Source organism: Pseudomonadota bacterium (assembly GCA_018817425.1).
Classification (GTDB): Bacteria; Desulfobacterota; Desulfobacteria; order Desulfobacterales; family RPRI01; genus RPRI01.
The window spans coordinates 38,566-58,296 of sequence record JAHITX010000100.1 but is presented as its reverse complement, the minus strand read 5'-3'; the positions used below and the strand labels follow the sequence as shown (position 1 = coordinate 58,296).

The window sequence follows — 19,731 nt, the reverse complement described above, 5'->3', positions numbered from 1 at the left end:
GTTATGAACAAAAAATTTATTTTGTTATATATGACATTACTTTGTTATTGCATTGCTTTTTCCGGATTTTTATCAAATGCTCAAGCGGCTGATAAAAAATTTCAAATATTGGCATCCACTTTTCCGATCCGCCTGATCACTCTAAATATTATTCACGGCAAAAACAATATGAACGTAGATCTGCTGATTCCGGCTCAGGTTGGCTGTCCGCATGATTATGCTCTTGCACCGCAGGATATGAAAAAACTTGTGGAGGCTGATGTACTGATTATAAACGGTCTCGGCATGGAGGAGTTTCTTGGTGCACCACTAAAAAAAATTAATTCATCATTAAAAACCATTGACAGCTCCAGGGGAATCAAAGACATTCTTCAACATTCTGACAATGCTGATCATCATCATTTCAGAACAAATCCGCATCTTTTTGCCAGCCCCCGTATGGCAGCCCATTTGGCAATAAACATAGCAAATGACCTTTCAAGGATAGACCCATCCGGGGCAGAATTCTACTTGGAGAATGCCCGTATTTATGCTAAAAAAATGAATAAACTGGCTGACGAATTTTCGGCCCTTGGAAAGCACCTTAAAAACAAAAACATAGTAACACAGCATAGCGTATTTGATTATCTTGCCAGGGATATGGGGCTTAATATTGTTGCTGTACTTCAGGAGTATGACGGCCAGGAGCCTTCGGCAGCGGAAATCCTCAAAATTATAAAAACCATCCGGAATGAAAACGCAAAAGCTATTTTTACCGAACCTCAATATCCTCAAAAAATCGGCCATGTCATAGCCACAGAAGCCGGTATTGTTACCAAAATCTTAGACCCGGTTGCAACCGGCCCAAAAAACGCATCGCTTGATTATTATGAAACAGTCATGCGAAAAAATATAAAGATTCTTAAAAAAACACTTGATGAATAAATTAAAAACAGTCGAAATATCCGCTGATACGGCAGTCTCATTCGAAAATGTAACTATCGAACGCGGTGGCATATCGATTCTTGACAATGTAACTGCTGCTGTTCCGCGGGGCGGCTGCACCGCTATTATTGGTCCTAACGGCGCAGGTAAAACAACAATGCTCTTAGCCCTGTTAGGTGAAGTAGCATATAAGGGTTTTATACATACAACATGCAATATAAATGGAAGTTGTTCAAAAATCGGCTACGTCCCCCAACGGTTCGCTTTTGATCGCGGAATACCCGTCACTGTAGTAGAATTTCTTGCAATGGGAATCCAGAGAAAACCACTATGGTTCGGTATTCAAAATGACTTAAAAAACCAATCTCTTGAATATCTTGCCTCTGTAAAGTCTGAACATCTGGCCAAACGCAAACTTGGCGCCCTTTCCGGTGGCGAAATGCAACGGGTGCTTCTGGCTTTGGCACTCCAACAGGAGCCCGAGCTGCTGGTGCTGGATGAACCGGCTTCAGGCGTGGATTTTCAGGGAGAATATATATTTTGTGAACTTCTTGACGGACTTCGTAAGGCAAAGGGCTTTACACAGCTTATGGTCAGCCATGATCTTGCCACAGTAACACATCATGCCAGCCATGTTATTTGTCTCAATCATAAAGTTGCCGCACAAGGCCCACCGCAGCATGCATTGACCAGTGAAACACTTACTGCTATTTTCGGTATGCATATGGGAATGGTAGATTCAAATTCCATGCCGGACGGCAGCACTATCTGCTCCGGACCATGCTGCAATAAGGATCAAAATGCCTGATCTTTTACCCATTTATCAAATCATTGCCAAGATTCTCCCCTTTGACTGCCTTCAGGCCGGATTCATGCAGCAGGCTCTTGTCGGACTAATACTACTTGCACCAATGGCCGCTGCTATGGGTGTCCAGGTAGTAAATTTCCGAATGGCTTTTTTCTCGGATGCCATCAGCCATTCGGCTTTTGCCGGTGTTGCGCTTGGGCTTATATTTTCCGTTAATCCTCACTGGACCATGCCTGTTTTAGGTGTTCTGGTTGCTCTTGGTATTATGGCTGTCCAAAGGAAAAGTATGTTGTCTTCCGATACTATTATCGGAGTATTCTTTTCGGCAGTAATTGCATTCGGATTGGCTGTGGTAAGCAGAGATCGCTCTGTAGCTCGCGATATGCAAAGCTTTTTATACGGTGACATTTTAACCATCGGAAATAACGATATCTTATACCTCTTCATTTTGTTTATCACTCTAATGATTTTCCAGGCATTTAGCTATAACCGCCTGCTATATATTGGGCTAAACCCTACTCTGGCCAAAGCGCACAACATACATGTAGCCACCTACCAGTATATTTTCGCAGGGCTGCTTGCTTTAATTGTCATGTTTTCAGTATGGGCAGTTGGTGTACTTCTCGTTACAGCAATGATGATAGTTCCGGCCGCAGCAGCCCGGAATTTTGCCCGTTCGGCAGGTGCCATGTTCTGGTGGGCACTTCTTATCAGCATCACATCAGCAATAGCAGGCCTGATAATTTCAGCACAGGATTGGGCAAACACTGCAACCGGTGCTACGATTATTCTTGTTGCCTGTCTCTGGTTTATCATAAGTGTTTTCTATTTACTTATACGTAAAGATTCCACAATATAAGAAAATATAAGAAATATTTTTAAAGATCATATGTTTTTTTAGTGTAAATTATTTATTGATTTTTATATTTCGTTATAATACAGATTAAAACAATCAGGAAACAGAAGTTTCCTTTAAAGAATCGTGTAAATAAATTTAATAAGGCCATGAAGGCATATCGCATCAAATATGATGCGTTAAACCTTTGTGGCTTTTTTTTTGGAAATCGGAGTTGAACATTACGGAAAGGAGATAAATAAAGATGAAAAATATCATAAGAATTGTTGTGATTGCAGTTATAACAATGTTTGCGGCAAGCGCTTTTGCCTATGATGGGAAAAACGAAGCCATACAAAAAGAAATGACCCAGATAAAGCAAAGGCTGGCTGAACTTGAAAAGATTACGGAAACCAACAAATCAAATGAATCGGCAGAAATTGGCAGAATCAGTGATAAGATCGCACTAAACGGCATAATAGCAGGCGCTTACCAGTATGAAAGTGCTAAAGACAGGCCGGGCGCCAAAGATTTTGGCCGCGGGGCTGTTCCCATTCAACTGGAGCTATCCATAAAACCCACAAAGAATGACGATGTTTTCTTAAAATTCGGGTTCGGTGCAGGAAACGGACTTAATACAGATGATCATTCTTTTGCTCTGGCACCATGGGCTGCATCTCTGGAAGATGATGTAAGGGATATAAACGGACGCAACCGTGATTATCTGCTTGCTGCATGGTACAAACATACATTTGACTTTGGCAAAGATCACACTCTTGGTATCACCGGAGGTATAATAGATGCCACGGATTATCTGGATGATAACAAATATGCCAACGATGAATACACCCAGTTCATGAATGAGGCACTGACAAACGGGCCAAACACATTTCTACCCTCATATGATATCGGCGGTGCTATGGAATGGGAGATGGAAAAGCTTTCCTTAAGGGGTGTGATCATGCAGTTAGGTGAAAACGACGAGGGTAAAGCGTATCAATTTTACGGCGCACAAATCGGATATACTATCGATACGCCCTTAGGCGAAGGAAACTACCGTGTTATGTTCGATACAACCAGTGACGATTTCAGCGATCCGGACGGAAGTGATACGGAAGCATTAAAGTGCTTTATCATCTCATTCGACCAGGAGTTAGGTGATATTCTGGGCGCATGGATCAGATTCGGATGGAGCGATGATAAAGCTATCGTACATTTTCAGGATCTGTATTCAGGAGGAATTAATATCAGCGGCAAATTATGGAACCGCGAACAGGACAATGCCGGTATCGGCTGCGCCTATTTAAAAGGCGGTAATCAGGAAATTGAAACCTCCAAGGTAGCCGAAGCTTACTTACGGATAGGCCTTAACGAGGTATTTTCAACAACTCTCGATCTTCAGTATTTAAAAGATAACCATAAAATCGGCGCCGATGATGTTAAAGGCTGGATCAGCGGCATAAGGATGACAGCAGAATTTTAGTTAGCAGAATAACAAACATAAAAAATTAAGGGGGTATTTACTATGCGTACAAAATATTTATTTTACTTATTAATATCTATGGTTTCAGCGGCTATTATATTTACTTGTGTTCCTGCATCGGCTCATTTCGGAACTGTAATACCATCAGATGACATCATCTCAAAAGATGATAGCAAAACCATAAATATTCAAATTAAATTTATTCATCCAATGGAAATGCACTATATGGAAATGGTCAAGCCCAAACAGTTCGGTGTAATCCATGACGGCAAAAAATATGATTTGCTTGGTACTCTTAAGCAAGCCAAAGGCAAAAGTCCTGATCAAACCGAAAATTTTAGTTTCTGGACATCCGAATATAAAATCCGCAGACCCGGAGACTACACCTTCTTTGTAGAGCCCACCCCCTACTGGGAACCGGCGGAAGATCTTTTTATCATTCATTACACCAAAGTATGTGTTAATGCATTAGGTAAAGAAGAAGGATGGAATGAACCTGTTGGACTGGAAACTGAAATCATCCCGCTTACAAGGCCATACGGCCTGTGGACCGGAAATTTGTTTACCGGCCAGGTATTGCTTAAAGGAAAACCTGTACCATTTGCCGAAGTGGAGGTAGAATATCTGAATGAATCTCCCGGAAATAAAAACATTGTTATCGCGCCATCGGACCCTTATGTAACCCAGGTTGTAAAAGCTGATAGCAACGGCGTTTTTACTTATGCTATGCCCAGAGCTGGTTGGTGGGGTTTTGCAGCTTTAAATGAAGCCGACTGGAAGCTCAAATATGAAGGCAAGGAAAAAGGGATTGAAATTGGAGCTGTTATCTGGGTACATACCATAGATATGAAATGAAAAGGGTGATATGATGAAAAAAATACATTTTGTTTTAATATTTGTTTCTGTGTTATTGCTTTTTTGCACAAACGCAATGGCTCATAAGGTTAATCTTTTCGCCTATGCGGAAGGAGGGAAGGTTTTCACAGAAAGCTATTTTCCGGATGGCCGCCCGGTTGAAAAGGGCAAAGTATTGGTTTTTGACAGTCAAAACAAAAAGCTTCTTGAGGGCATTACAGATGAAAAGGGGCTGTTTAGCTTTACAATACCTAAAATGGATGATTTAAATATTGTTATTGAGGCATCCATGGGACATAAGAATAATTATAAGTTGAAAAAGGCCGAAGTGGAGGCAGGAAAATGAATCTGGTTCAAAGAGCGGTTTTGATCGGTCTGCTGTGTGCCTGTTTTACTTTTACGACAGGTCAAGTTTCGGCGCAGACTACACAGGAGAATAAACCTCAAAATTACTCTGGCGATGATGTTGTGCAGCTTTTAAAAGAGCAAAACAGCAAATTATCTTCCGAACTTAGACGTATCCAGAGGGAAATAGCAGCGCTTCGCGCCGATCTCGACAAACCCGGTTTAAAAGATGTTTTTTCCGGTATCGGCTATATATTCGGTCTGTTCGGAACAGCTGCTTTTGTTGCTTCACGCAAAAAGGAATAGAAGTATGCATATATCAGACGGGGTTCTACCCATTTCCGTGACAATAGGCGGTTATATTGCGGCAGCCGGTTTTACTGCCTTAAGCGCGCGCCGTACCTCAAACAATGATCTTCCCAAACTTGCGGTAGTAACGGCGGCTTTTTTTGTTGCTTCGCTGATACATATCCCTTTCGGGCCTACCAGCGTTCATTTACTTATACCAGGGCTTACCGGAGCACTGCTAGGCCCGGCAGCCTTTCTTTCAATCGGTCTCGGCCTTCTTTTGCAAAGTCTGCTGTTTCAATTTGGGGGATTGACTGCACTTGGTGCAAATACTCTCATGATGGGACTGCCGGCTATAATATGCGGCTGGTTATTCCAAAAATATAAAGGCACCACCAGAAAGCGTCAGACTGTTATAGGAGGACTGGTGGGCGCCGCCGGAACGGTACTGGCAGCAATTATTTTGGCTGGATTGCTTTTTACCGGTGGTGAAGATTTTGTCGGTGTTGCAAAAATAGCGCTGGCAGCGCATGTACCGGTAATAATTATTGAGGGTATTGTGACTGCTTTTACCATAAGATTTCTGGCACATGTCAAACCGGAGCTACTCGAACTATCATTTTCTGATTCGCCCGGAAATAACAATGATTGAAATAAGCCATATCGAACTGCCATTATGGCAGCTGCCGGTTTTTATACTGATTCCGGTAGCACTTCTTGCTGTAACAATAGCTGTTTTAAGGCGCATCGCATACAAGCAAAGCGTGCCTGAAGAAGAACGTGACTGGTCGGTACCGGCAATTGATGAAGCCGTTTCAAAATCACCATTTTATCTCTGGGATGTTCGCTTTAAAATTGTGACAATACTTATCTTCAGTTTTATTATTGCATCACTTAAAAATCTGACACCGGCACTTGTTGCAATTTGTATCTCATCGCTTGTACTTCTTGTTGCAAGGGTTTCTTTTTCCAAAACTCTTCTAAGACTTCTTGCAATATCAGGTTTTATCAGCATGTTTTTTATAGTAATGCCTTTATCAGTGCCAGTTCACAGCAAAGATACGCTTGTTGTTTTTGGTAATATTGATTGGCTTGTTTTTAACCTTAGAGGTTTGCTGCTTGCTGCTACTATTGCCGGAAAGGCTATAGCAATTACTTTATTAATGGAGCCTCTTTTATCAACCGCTCCCCTTCCTGTAACCCTGCACGGGCTCTCCAGGCTGGGCGTTCCGGAAATGGCCGGACAGATGGTTTTATTAAGCTACCGGTATTTACATGTCTTTCGTCATGAAGCCAAACGTATGTCTTCCGGAATGCATGTAAGAGGTTTTAAAAAACATACCAACATGCAAACTTTGCGAGCTTTGTCCAATTTTCTCGGAATGCTTTTAGTGCGAAGCTTTGAAAGAACCGAACGGGTTTTTGATGCAATGCGTGCACGCGGATACAAGGGACGTTTTCCCGAACCTGCCGGGTTGAAGCTGAAGACAAGTGATATTGTAATTTCAGCAATCTGGCTTGCAGCAGGAATTGCGCTTATCATTTACGACCGTATTATATGCCATACAATATATTAAGGTAAAATATACAAATGCATGAACCTTACCAACATATCACAAGGCATATTATCAATACGCCGCTTTTTTCCGCCCGCAATCTGTTTTACCGCTACCCTGACAAAACACTTGCCCTATCCGATATCAACATAGATATAGCTAAAGGAGAAAGAATCGCCCTTGTCGGTCAGAATGGATCAGGCAAAACCACTCTGGTCAAGCAATTATGCGGATTGCTTTCGCCTGCGTCAGGAGAAGTCTTTTATGAAGAAAAACTTCTAAAAGGTGACCATCTTGATAAAAGCAGGCTTAAGATCGGTCTGCTTTTTCAGGATCCGGACGATCAATTGTTCTGCCACACTCTTATAGAAGATACAGCTTTCGGCCCCCGCAATCAGGGGCTTTCGATTCAGGATGCAAATCAAGCCGCTCTTTATGCATTGCAGAAAGTAAGTCTTACGGACATGGCCTATAAAGCTCCACATAATTTAAGCTTTGGTCAAAAAAAACGTGCTGCTTTAGCCGGTTTACTTGCCATGCAACCTGATGTGCTGTTTTTAGACGAACCAACAGCCAATCTGGACCCTCATCAGGAGCAAGTGTTTCTGGATCTATTAAAGGATTTTTCCGGCACACTTATTTGTATCAGCCATGATTTGATCTTTTTGTACGAACTATGCGATCGTGCCGTGGTTTTAGATAAGGGCCGCATACATCACGATTATACAATGAGCGAACTAGTATCTCAAAGGCAATCTCTTAGAACACACGGACTTGATTTTTCATTTCGGCTTGTCATCACAGACTCAAATACCGTTCAAACAAACACAGCACATAAGACAACTTCTTCTTCCGCAATAAATTATAATAATCAACTCGTGGCTCTTAGTGATTACCATTACCGTTATCCTGACAAAACACTTGCGCTTTGCGGTATCAATTTTTCGATTTGTGAAAACGAACGGATATCAATTGTAGGAGAAAACGGAGCTGGTAAAACAACACTCTTATCATGTCTTCTCGGTCTTCTTCATGGAAACGGAGATTTTTATTTTGCAGGAAATCCTGTTAAGCATAAACAGCAAAAGACTCTTTGGCGTCATATCGGCATGGTTTTTCAGGACTGCGCCGACCAGCTTTTCTGCCCAAGTGTGAAAGAAGAAATAGAATTTGGACTGCTTCAGCTTGGTTGTTCACGCACAGAAGCAGATAGAAGAATAAAAGATGCACTGGCAATGGTTCATATGGAAGGTTATGAAGAGCGCGTTCCCCTGCATCTTTCAGGAGGAGAACGCAAACGTCTTGCGCTCGCCTGTGTGCTTGCTATGAAACCAAAACTTCTTATTTTGGATGAACCTACAGCAGGGCTTGATCCACAGGGAGAAGAGCTGCTGCTTTCAATTCTCTCCAACCTTAACGCAACGCTTTTACTTGTAAGTCACGACATCTTTTTCATCAAGGAGCTGACAGAACGCACCATTGTTATGCACAAGGGAAAGATTATAGAAGATATGCCAATAAAAGTTTTTCTGGAAGACAAGCGCTTAGGAAATTTAAACGGATTGGCCTACTCATATCGTGAGAAAAGCAGCAGCACCATCAGCAGATTGCAGCATGAACATGAACACAGGCACATACATAAACATCTCCATATCCAGCCTCATCTGCATGAAGATGCAGGGCATTACGATCTGTTTGAGCACATACACGAACATAGCCATCATTTCGTACACAGCCATCCCGGAGAAGAAAAAGATCATAACCATACACCCCATCGCTATCACAACCACGACCATATAGAACATGATAAAGAAAACAGTTCATAACTTTAAAATATACTATTAAAAGATATCATATGCCTGGCCTTAAAATATATACCAGCAATAAACTTGAAATTCTTGTCCAAAAGCTTGCTCAGATTGTCAAAGCTCCTGCTTGCGGATCATTATCATCTTCTCTTTCCCAGGAGATTATAATTGTCCAGAGCAAAGCAATGGAACGATGGCTCTTGATGCAAATTGCAAAGCAAAACGGTGTTTGCGCAAACTGCCGTTTTCCTTTCCCCAATGCTTTTCTTGATTATTTGATTAAGAGTTTTTTCGCAGATATCCCCGGAACAAACTTTTTTACACCGGATATAATGACATTAAAACTTGTAAAAATGCTTCCGGAATTTTTAGACCGGACAGATTTTGAAGGTTTAAAAAGATATCTTAAAGACGATAAAAGCAGTTTGAAGCTTTTTGAGATTTCCGAAAAAATTGCCGATCTTTTTGATCAGTATACAGTTTTCAGACCGGATTTTATTTTTTCCTGGGAAAACAAAAAAGAAGAAAACAAAATAAATCATAAGTGGCAGGCAATTTTATGGCAAGAAATCATAAAAGATAATGAAAAATATCACAGGCCTTATCTGCAAAAAACCCTGATTGAAAAACTTAATGCCATGGCTTTGGATTCAGGAAAGTTATTTGAACGAGTATCTGTTTTTGGCATATCATCCCTTCCGCATTTTCATATGCAACTTATTGAAGAATTAGCAAATACCGTTGAAATTAATATGTTTATTTTAAATCCTTGCAACCAATACTGGACAGATATACTTACAGACAAAGAAGCTGGTAAAATAAAGAATAAATATGCAACAAACATAAAAGAAGAATATTTACATATTGAAAAGGGAAACAGCATATTATCATCTTTAGGAGAGCTTGGTAAAACTTTTATCGAATATATGACTTCTGCCGAACATATATTAATTGAAGAATTTGAGGATCAGAAATGCATTGATATACTTTCATGCATACAATCCGACATCTTAAACCTTAAAGAAAGAAATATCTCTGATAATCATTACAAACTTAAAGACCCTGATCATTCCATACAGTTTCATTCATGCCATAGCCAAACAAGGGAAATAGAGGTGCTTTATGATAATCTTCTTTCTATGTTTGAAGATTATCCTGATATTTTGCCGGATGATATTCTTGTAATGGCACCGGATATAGAAGTTTACACTCCATTTATCAATGCAGTATTTGATAACAGAGATGATGATGAACCGCATATTCCTTTTTCAATTTCAGATAGAGCCATAAGAAAAGAAAACGAAATTATAGATGGCTTTTTATCTATCCTCGATTTGGGTAAAAGCAGATTCGAAGTTTCACATGTAATGGCGATTTTAGAATATCCGGGAATTAAAGAAAATTTTGGGCTTGTTGAATCCGAACTCGAAACCATAAGAGGTTGGCTGCAAGATACCAGAATCAGATGGGGTATTGACGGAGCCCATAAAACAGCTTTGGGTCTTCCTGAAATTTTTGACAACACATGGAAGTCCGGGATAAAAAGACTGCTCTTGGGCTATACTATGTGCCATAAAGGTGCGCAGCATAACGATTCTATGTATATGGGCATCCTTCCTTTTAGCGAAATCGAAGGCTCTGATGCAAATATATTGGGAAACTTTCTTGAGTTTTTGGAAAAAATCTTTGATTTAAGAAAATCGCTGAAAGGATCTCAAACAATTAAAAAATGGCATACTCTTCTTTCGGAAATTATTGATACCTTTTTTACAACAAATGATGAGATACAGCATGGCATACAGTATATACGCAAAGTTTTAGGAGACATGCTAAACAATGCCAGGCTTTCAGGTTTTGATAAAGAGCTGGAATTTGATATTATTAAATATTATTTAAGAAAAAAACTCGAAAATAAATATAGCGTATCCGGATTTAAAACAAAAGGTATAACATTTTGTTCTATGCTTCCAATGAGAAGCATACCTTTTACAGTTATATGTATTCTTGGAATGAATAATGATGCTTTCCCAAGAAGTTCATATTCATACAGCTTTGACCTTATGGCAAGCAATCCCAGACCGGGTGATAGATCAAAGAAAAATGATGATAAATATCTATTTCTTGAAGGTTTAATAAGCGCAAGAAAAATATTTTATTTAAGCTATGTCGGGCAAAGCATCCAGGATAACAGCCTGATACCGCCTTCTGTAATAGTAAGTGAGCTTCTTGATTATATTAAACAAGGCTTTGGGTTCACGCATGACAAGATGATAACTTCTCATAAGCTCCAGGCTTTTTCTCCTGATTATTTTAAAGATGCCTCAAAGCTTTTCAGTTACTCAGAAGATAATATGCTCGCGGCATGCAGCTTAAATGAAAGCAGGCTTACAGAAAAAGACAATATCCCTTTTATTTCAAGCAAACTTTCTTTTCCTTCTGATGAATGGAAAATAGTACATATTGATTCCTTGAGCACTTTTTTTGCAAATCCTGCAAAATACCTTCTTCAAAAACGACTAGGAATATATTTTGAAGAAGCAGATTACGCTTTACCGGATAAAGAGATTTTTGCTTTGACTGGTATAGATAATTATCTGGTTAATCAAAACCTTTTATCGGACATACAGGCAGGCAAATCTTTAGATTTTTGCCTTAGTGCATATAAATCGAAAGGTACGCTTCCCCATGAAAGAATCGGGGATATACTGCTAAACGAATCAAGTATTGATGCAATAAATTTTATAAAAAACACAGAAGCTGCCAAAGAGGGCAAAATATTATCTTCTTTAGAGCTTGATATTACAATAAATAATTTTTCATTAATAGGAAGGTTAAATAATTGTCATGATGACGGCATAATCAACTTAAGGTATGCTGCAATGAAAGCAAAAGATATTATCAAATCATGGATATATCATCTGGCCTTATGTTCAACTTATTATAATAAAAAACAACTTAAATCATTGCTTATTTGCATGGATAAAGAAGTTGGATTTAAACATACCTCAAACAGCCGGGAAATTCTTGAGAAGCTTCTGAACCTGTATTGGGAAGGCCTTTTAACCCCACTTAATTTTTTTCCTGATTTATCTTACGACTATGTAAAGCAAGTCCACATTGGCAATAAAAATACTAAAGCTGCGATAAAAGATGTTTGCAATAAATGGGAAGGCGGTTATAACCGGATGACTTCTAATGATCTGTATTACAAAACTTGCTTCGGGAAAACAGACTCTCTTGATATATTTAATGATTCATTCATAAAAATATCGGAATCCGTATTTATTCCATTATTAGAACATATGTCAGAATTTTAAAATATATGCTTAAATCCTGTATATTACCCTATCTTCTGTAATTACTATATCTACATGTTTATCATGAGATTCCATCGGCACTTGTTGCATAATCTGGCTCTCATATGCCAGACCTACTTTTCTTGCAGTAGAAGGAAGTTTTGGAATCAATCTGTCATATAAACCATCACCGGAACCTATCCTTCCTCCCTTCTCATCAAAAGCAAGGCCGGGGATTATTGCGATTTCAATAAATTCTATTGGAACTATCTTACATCTTTTGGCATCAGGCTTCAAAACACCATTTTCTCCAGGCTTTAAATCTTTTGCAAAATTTTCAATCTTCATAAAAACTATTTCATGTGTTTCTTTATCATAGGAGGGTAGAACAACAGTCTTATTATACTTTATAGAATTATTAATAATATTCTTGCTTGCAACCTCATATTCAGAATTAATATATAATAAAGATATTTTTGCTTCGACAAAATTTGCAAAATCAAAAAGCCGTTGTTCTAAACTTTTTTTTATTTTGGGTATATTGTTAGAAGAAAGCTTATTGAAAATTTTGGATATATTATTTCGTATTTCAATTTTTTTTACTCGCAACTCTTCCATATATGGTCTCCCTGATTTTGGAAATTTTTGTTTTTTATAGCAGGATTGTTGATAAAAGTCAACTTATAATAATCATTGACTAAAAAGATGATACGTGGTTAAAAGTAACATATTAGGATATCATAATTTACTTTGTGTTATATGCATTATTTCTATGCACTCTATATCTTGCTTTTTTTTGTTTATATGATTGAGCCAGTTTCAAAATGCCCCATTTTGGCCGATCTCTGCGTTGGGCTCAAATTTCAATCCTCGAAATACTCTATGTATTCCTGTGGTTGAGATTTTCGCCCGCCTTGAGCTTGACCAAACTGAAACGTTTTGAAAGTGGCTCGATTATTTATCAATAATTTTCTTAAAAATAAAATAGGAATATCTATGCTGGAAATCAAATTTGTCAGACAAAATATGGATCTGGTGCAAAACTCAATGATAAAAAGAGGTAAAAGCGCTAATCTTGAAGAATTCAAAATTTATGACTCAAAAGTCAGAACAATTCTATTAGAAATTGAAGAATTAAGGCACCGACGTAATATGTTTTCAGAAAAAATCGCATCCATGAAAAAAGAAGGAATAGATTCAAAAGCCCTTGTTTTGGAAATGCGGGATGAGTCAGAAAAAATAAAGAATCTCAATTCGGAACTTTTGGAAAATGAAGAAAAGCTTAATAAGATTCTTATGGAAATTCCCAATATACCAGACAGCTCTGTCCCGGAGGGGAAAGACAGCTCTGATAATTTATTAATAAGAACCGTAGGCAAAATACCTGATTTTGATTTTAAGCCAAAAAACCACTGGGAAATTGGGGAAAAGCTTAAAATATTCGACTTTGAAAGGGCTTCAAAAATTACCGGAGCTCGTTTTCCTCTTTATTTCGGAGCCGGAGCAAAACTTGAAAGATCTGTTCTTAATTTTATGTTGGATATACATACGACTGAACATGGCTATACTGAGATTCTGCCACCGTTTATCGTAAACAAACAGAGCCTGATTAGTACCGGTCAATTACCAAAATTTGAAGATGATCTATTTAAGATAGAGGGTTGGGATTATTACTTGATTCCTACAGCTGAAGTTCCTGTAACAAATATTCACCAGAATGAAATTTTGGATGAAAGCGCTTTGCCAATTTTCTACACTGCTTATACTCCTTGCTTCCGTTCAGAAGCCGGTTCATACGGCAAAGACACAAAAGGCTTGATCAGACAGCATCAATTTAATAAAATAGAGCTGGTAAAATTTAGCAAACCTGAAGATTCCTATGATGAGCTTGAAAAACTCACTCAAAATGCAGAAACTATTCTAAAGCGCCTGGAACTCCCATATCAGGTTGTGGCTCTTTGCGCAGGAGATCTTGGTTTTTCTTCTGCAAAAACATATGATATTGAAGTATGGATGCCAGCACAAGGTGTATATAGAGAAATATCATCTTGCAGTAATTTTGAAAATTTTCAGGCAAGACGCGGCAATATCAGATTTAAGAGAAAAGGCGGGAAAAAAACTGAGCACGTACATACTTTAAATGGATCAGGCCTTGCTGTTGGCCGCACTGTCGCTGCAATTATTGAAAACTATCAGCAAAAAGATGGGTCAGTTATTATTCCGGATAAATTAAAACCTTATATGGGTAATATTGAAAGGATTTCATTATGAAACTTGATAATTTCCCGGAAGAAATCCGCCCTTTCATAATACCTAAGCACAAAGGTAATCTTGTTTATAGATGCTTGGGATGCGGCAAAGAACACGGGATAGATAATCTTCTTTATACATGCCCTGATTGCGGTAAAGTTCTTTTGATTTATGATTTAAATTTTGATCTTTTAAAAAAAATTCCTGGAGAAAAATGGCAAAGTATTTTTGATTATCGCAAGATGTTAAAAACTCCGGCTTTAAAAGGCATATATCTCTACCACGAATTTATTGGACCGGTAATGCCTCTTTCCTCAATAATTTATCTTGGTGAAGGGCACACGCCGGTTATAGAAGCGAATTCTTTATTGCAGGAAAAAGTCGGCATAAAATTTTTCTTTAAAAACGATGGCCAGAATCCAAGTGCTTCTTTTAAAGACAGAGGAATGGCAAGCGCATTAAGTTATATAAATTTTTTAATTAAGGAAAACCATTTTTCGGATATTCTTGCAATTTGTGCATCTACAGGAGACACTTCGGCTTCAGCAGCCTTATATGCATCCTATTTGCAACCTCATATAAAATCTGCGGTTCTTCTCCCTCACAAAAAAGTAACACCTCAACAACTTTCACAACCATTAGGCAGCGGTGCATCTGTTTTTGAAATTCCCGGTGTTTTTGATGATTGCATGAAGATAGTTGAAAACTTATCAGAAAAATACAATGTTGCTTTGCTGAATTCAAAAAATGCCTGGCGCATTCTTGGCCAGGAATCTTATTCATACGAAATTGCACAAATTTTTGAGTATGATATGAGAAATAAAGTAATAATTGTTCCTATTGGAAATGCCGGAAACATTACTGCTGTATTAAATGGTTTTATAAAATTTTACAAAACAGGTATAATAAACGTACTGCCAAAAATTATAGGAGTTCAATCTAAACATGCAAACCCGGTGTACAATTATTATAGCGAACCGGATGCCATTAAACGCAGATTCATTCCTGTAAACGTAAAAGCAAGCGTAGCTCAGGCAGCAATGATTGGAAACCCTGTATCAATGCCAAGGGTTATCCATCTTGTTGAAGAATACAATAGACTTGCAGGCAATGATAGCACATCTTTTATTGAAGTAACGGAACAATCCATAATGGACTGGCAAATTACAGCAAACAGAAACGGTCATATTGCATGTACTCATGGCGGTGAGTGTCTTGCCGGCCTTTTTACAGCAATCAAAAAAGGGCTGGTGTCAAAAACCGATACTGCCATTTTAGATTCAACTGCACATGCTCTTAAATTTTCAGGGTTTCAGGATATGTATTTTGAAGATAAATTTCCATCCGAATATGATGTATTACCAGATAAATCTTTAGTAAACTTTCCTGCTTTAATGCATCTAAACGATCTTGACAAAGTTCCGACTTCGGATAAACCCTTAAATGAAAAAGAATTAAAAATATTTATTAACCGTGTGTCAGATGAAATTGCTAAATCTCTTGATCTGCAAAAAAGATAAATAATATTTAAGAACCCTAAACAATCCATTTTATCTAATCAGTTATCATTTATAGATAGAGGTAATACAATGAATATAAAAAATATTTTTTATACATTAATTATTATTTTTGTTTTTGGTTATTTTTCTTGTGCTGATCAAAAAGTATTAAAAAAACAAGGTGAAGCTAGAAGAGGAGTTGGTGAAGCATATATGTACCAAAGTGATTATACTATGGCACTAAAAGAGCTGCTTGATGCTGAAAAAATATATCCAAATGACCCAGTTCTTCATAACGACCTTGGTCTTGTTTATATGGCAAAAGATCGTCTTCAAACAGCTGTTGAACATTTCAAAAAAGCAATTGATTTAAAGCATGATTATGCGCCAGCAATTAACAATCTTGGAACCGCATATCTTGCCCTAAAAAATTGGGATTTAGCAATTGATAGCTTTAATAAAGTTTCTAATGATCTTCTTTATGCCACTCCACATTATCCTATAGCTAACCTGGGCTGGGCATATTACAATAAAAATGATTTTACATTAGCTGAAAAATACTACAAGGAAGCGTTGAAAATCGAACCAAATTATCCGATTGCATTGCATGGGCTTGGAATTACATATGTAAAATTGAAAAACCCTTCAGAAGCTGTAATTTATTTTGAAAAGGCAATAAAATATTCACCTTGGATTCCTGAATATTATATGAATTTATCCGAAGCTTATATACAATTAAAACAATATGAAAAAGCTATAATATCTTATTATAAAGTTATAGAAATATCACCGGAAAGCGATATATCTGCTAAAGCACAAAAAGAAATTGCAAGATTAAAAGCACAAAATCATAAATAATTTAATTCAATTCAAACTTGAAATAAAAAAAGGGCGGAATTATTCTTGATAATAAAACAGCCCTTTTTAACTTTTTTTTATTTATACTTTCTGATCAAGTGTAACTATCTTTGGAGTTATAAATATAAGAAGTTCTTCCTTGTTATCGGTTTTTGTAGATGATTTGAAGAGTAGCGGCCCAAGAATAGGGATTTTTGAAAGTCCGGGAATTGATGACCCCCCGGTACTCTTTGTTGTCTTAATGATGCCTCCTATTACAACAGTATCTCCATCATTAACGAGTAACTCCGTTTCAGCCTCTTTTGTCGTAAAAGAATAATTATCATTTACTAGCGTTCCGATGTCCTTTTTCTTAATTGTTATCACCATTGAAATCCGGTTATCAGGAGTAACATGGGGCTTTACTTTAAGTTCAAGATCAACATCTTCAAACACTGTTGTTGTATTTCCTGAATTATCGAGTTTGTTATATGGATAACGCAATCCTTGTTTGATAGTAGCTTCTTTATTATCAAGGGTGGCTATTTTTGGAGAAGAAACAATTTTACCTTCTCCATCGGCTTCCATTGCCTGAAGCTTTGCACTAAGCATAAAGGGAGTGCCGGCTATTCTTACAAAGTTAAATCCTATGCTGCCTGCATTACTTGCAGATGCCGGAAAATTTATAGATGAGGTTATCCCGTAAGTTCCTCCAAGGCTGCTGGCACCACTTTGTTGAGTAGCATCCCCTACCATGTTATTGACTGACGTAGCGTTTGCCGAAGACATTGCTGAAGTAACGGATGAATCTAATTTAGATGTAGACTGTACGCCATATCCTGTTCCCCAGCTTACACCAAGATCTCTTGAAAAATTTGTACTAGCTTCAACTATTCGTGCTTCTATAAGAACTTGAGGAGTAACTTTGTCAAGTACTCTCACGATATCTTTTGCATTTTTAATTACATCTGCTACATCCGTTAAAATTATAAGGTTTGTCCTATCGTCAACAGTGACATTTCCCCTGTCTTTAGTTAATAGTTTATTTAAATGAGGTAATATATCTTTATTTGCACTAGCATAATTAATAGGAATATATTCAACAATAAGTGGTTCCAATGCTTTCTTTTCTGCAATTGCCTTTTTTTCTGCAATTAAACTGGCTCGTCTTAATTCATGCTCTTTTTTTATAGTTTCAAGAGGTGCAATCCTTACAATATCACCTTCATAAATCATCCCTAGTTGATTCATTTTAAGAATAAGATCCATAGCCTGATCCCAGGGAACCGGCTTTTCCAATGACAAGGTTACTTTGCCCAGTACATTTTTATCAATTGCAAAATTTTTCCCACTAACTTCCTTCAAAATTCGAAAGACATTTTTTATATCAGTATCAAAGAAATCAAGTGCAATCTTTTCACCTGTATATTTTTGCTCAAGTCCGGAAATTTCTTTTTCATCACTTACAGCCTTGCTAACAATCGGCGTTTCCGCCTCTGTTTCCTCTGCTTCTATTTCTTTAGGTACTGTTTCAAGAACTTCTTTCCATACCGGAATACCCTTATCTTGTTCAGTTTTTGGTAAAACTGTAGAAGCTTCAAAATGAATATTGATTATATTATCCGATTGGTCCAGCACATAAGAAACTGCTTCTCTTAATTCAATTGCAATTATAGATGTTTTCTCCATTTCAGGCATCTGAACAGGCCAAATCCCATCAACAGCACTATTAAAACGCGTTGTAATAAGAGGTCTTTTTTGTTTTTTTGCTATATTGGTATTTTTTAACTGAAGATGGAGTAATCTGTCACTTGCTTTGCTAATACTATATTCAACAGGTTTAGTAGTACCGATTGTTATTGAGGATCTACCACCATCTTCACTTAAAAAATCTATTCTATCAACCCATGCAGGCTTTAAATCTATTTCCTGTTTTTCAACTACTAATACACCTGTTTCAGTTTTAGTCTCTGTCAACTCCTCTGGTTTTTCGCTTATTGCTGTGTCTATTGCTTCTTCTTCAATTAGTTCTTTACCATCAGCATTGGAAAGAATGCCGTCTTCATCAGTCTTATCGGGCTCAATATTTCCAAATTTTATTAAAAGTCCATTTGCAATCGGTTTAGCCGAAAAAGCATTTAAAAATTCATCTTCTGTATCCAAAACAAAACGAAATTTATCAGATGATGCATAATGGCGAATTCTGCTAACCCATTTAGTATTAACCGAAACAATTTGTTCTTTTCTGAAAGGACTTTTTATTTTGAAAATATCAAAGACTATTCTTGCAGGAAGTTTAGCAGAAAGATTCTTTTTAAGCGTAAAAGAATTATAATCTTTTATCATACCATCTGATTCAATTAAAATAGATAAACCACTGCTGCCTTTGTCAACAGAAACTGACTTGAAATTTATAGCATTTTTAAGATCAGTTTCACCACGATTTGTATTTTCGTTTATAGTTATTGCTTTTACATTAATAACACCCGGCACATGAACATCGGGTGATTCAGTAATTCCTTTGGAATCCGATAACTCATCATCTTCTGTGGTATACACACTCTCAGACTGTTTTCCCGTCTCATCCTTTACTTCAGAGGTTGAAGAGGCATCAGATTCAGTGGCAAGTTCTTCAGAAGTCGACTCAACTTCTTCTTCTGTATCGAGATTCTCAGGCTGATCTTTCTCATCATCCTGTGTTTCTGATATCATAGATGTATCAGGTTCTTCGGCAAGTTCTTCAGAAACTATTATTTCACTGCCTGTGGAATTAGTGCCTTCAGACTGTTTATCTTCATTTGCAACTAATTCATTAACAACTGTTGAATTCTGTTCTTCTTCCTGGGCATAAATTTCAAGTGGAAATAAAACTTGAAAAGAAGTTAAAACCGCAAGGAAAATAACTACTGAAAAAGCTTTAATTATTTTCAACAAATAATAATTCATA

General features: G+C 37.5%; 16 protein-coding genes. 14 read left to right on the top strand and 2 right to left on the bottom strand.

The genetic code is table 11. The annotated features are described in order from the left end of the window. The first annotated feature begins 30 nt into the window (after positions 1–30). The 11 genes from KKC46_17760 to recC all read left to right on the top strand — a co-directional run bounded on the left by KKC46_17760 (position 31) and on the right by recC (position 12,219). Positions 31–924, top strand: coding sequence for a zinc ABC transporter substrate-binding protein (locus tag KKC46_17760; protein ID MBU1055648.1), 894 nt, complete (start codon positions 31–33; stop codon positions 922–924). After that, positions 917–1,732 (top strand): metal ABC transporter ATP-binding protein, encoded by an 816-nt coding sequence (locus KKC46_17755; protein MBU1055647.1) that lies wholly within the window; start codon positions 917–919, stop codon positions 1,730–1,732. Before KKC46_17760 ends, KKC46_17755 begins: the two co-directional genes overlap by 8 nt. After that, positions 1,725–2,591 (top strand): metal ABC transporter permease, encoded by an 867-nt coding sequence (locus KKC46_17750; protein ID MBU1055646.1) that lies wholly within the window; start codon positions 1,725–1,727, stop codon positions 2,589–2,591. Before KKC46_17755 ends, KKC46_17750 begins: the two co-directional genes overlap by 8 nt. A gap of 340 nt (positions 2,592–2,931) precedes the next feature. After that, positions 2,932–4,050 (top strand): carbohydrate porin, encoded by a 1,119-nt coding sequence (locus KKC46_17745; protein ID MBU1055645.1) that lies wholly within the window; start codon positions 2,932–2,934, stop codon positions 4,048–4,050. A gap of 42 nt (positions 4,051–4,092) precedes the next feature. Further along, positions 4,093–4,905, top strand: a complete 813-nt coding sequence (locus tag KKC46_17740; GenBank protein MBU1055644.1) for a DUF4198 domain-containing protein — start codon at positions 4,093–4,095, stop codon at positions 4,903–4,905. 13 nt (positions 4,906–4,918) lie between these two features. Beyond that, complete coding sequence (locus KKC46_17735; GenBank protein MBU1055643.1) at positions 4,919–5,251, top strand: carboxypeptidase regulatory-like domain-containing protein; 333 nt, start codon at positions 4,919–4,921, stop codon at positions 5,249–5,251. Next, entirely contained in the window at positions 5,248–5,556 is a 309-nt protein-coding gene (locus KKC46_17730) for a hypothetical protein (protein ID MBU1055642.1), read from the top strand. The genes KKC46_17735 and KKC46_17730 overlap by 4 nt, the downstream gene beginning before the upstream one ends. Before the next feature lie 4 nt (positions 5,557–5,560). After that, positions 5,561–6,190, top strand: a complete 630-nt coding sequence (cbiM, locus tag KKC46_17725) for a cobalt transporter CbiM (protein ID MBU1055641.1) — start codon at positions 5,561–5,563, stop codon at positions 6,188–6,190. After that, positions 6,183–7,115 carry a cobalt ECF transporter T component CbiQ gene (gene cbiQ / locus KKC46_17720; GenBank protein MBU1055640.1) on the top strand — a complete coding sequence of 311 codons (933 nt, stop codon included), beginning with the start codon at positions 6,183–6,185 and terminating at the stop codon, positions 7,113–7,115. The genes cbiM and cbiQ overlap by 8 nt, the downstream gene beginning before the upstream one ends. A 14-nt stretch (positions 7,116–7,129) precedes the next feature. Continuing rightward, positions 7,130–8,920, top strand: a complete 1,791-nt coding sequence (locus KKC46_17715; GenBank protein ID MBU1055639.1) for an ATP-binding cassette domain-containing protein — start codon at positions 7,130–7,132, stop codon at positions 8,918–8,920. Positions 8,921–8,949: 29 nt separating this feature from the next. Beyond that, positions 8,950–12,219 carry an exodeoxyribonuclease V subunit gamma gene (gene recC / locus KKC46_17710; protein ID MBU1055638.1) on the top strand — a complete coding sequence of 1,090 codons (3,270 nt, stop codon included), beginning with the start codon at positions 8,950–8,952 and terminating at the stop codon, positions 12,217–12,219. Positions 12,220–12,228: 9 nt separating this feature from the next. Here the strand turns inward: recC and KKC46_17705 are convergent, their stop codons facing one another. Beyond that, the gene (locus KKC46_17705) at positions 12,229–12,816 is read right to left on the bottom strand and encodes a 5-formyltetrahydrofolate cyclo-ligase (GenBank protein ID MBU1055637.1); all 588 of its coding nucleotides are present in this window, start codon (positions 12,814–12,816) and stop codon (positions 12,229–12,231) included. Positions 12,817–13,194: 378 nt separating this feature from the next. Here KKC46_17705 and serS point away from each other — a divergent pair, with 378 nt between their 5' ends. From serS to KKC46_17690, 3 genes are all read left to right on the top strand, one after another. Beyond that, positions 13,195–14,469 (top strand): serine--tRNA ligase, encoded by a 1,275-nt coding sequence (gene serS, locus KKC46_17700; protein MBU1055636.1) that lies wholly within the window; start codon positions 13,195–13,197, stop codon positions 14,467–14,469. Beyond that, positions 14,466–15,968: a threonine synthase gene (gene thrC / locus KKC46_17695; GenBank protein MBU1055635.1), complete on the top strand. Its 1,503-nt coding sequence runs from the start codon at positions 14,466–14,468 to the stop codon at positions 15,966–15,968. Before serS ends, thrC begins: the two co-directional genes overlap by 4 nt. A 69-nt stretch (positions 15,969–16,037) precedes the next feature. After that, positions 16,038–16,805 (top strand): tetratricopeptide repeat protein, encoded by a 768-nt coding sequence (locus KKC46_17690; GenBank protein MBU1055634.1) that lies wholly within the window; start codon positions 16,038–16,040, stop codon positions 16,803–16,805. Positions 16,806–16,886: 81 nt separating this feature from the next. Here KKC46_17690 and pilQ read toward each other — a convergent pair whose 3' ends face one another. After that, positions 16,887–19,730 carry a type IV pilus secretin PilQ gene (pilQ, locus tag KKC46_17685; GenBank protein ID MBU1055633.1) on the bottom strand — a complete coding sequence of 948 codons (2,844 nt, stop codon included), beginning with the start codon at positions 19,728–19,730 and terminating at the stop codon, positions 16,887–16,889. Position 19,731 lies beyond the last annotated feature (1 nt).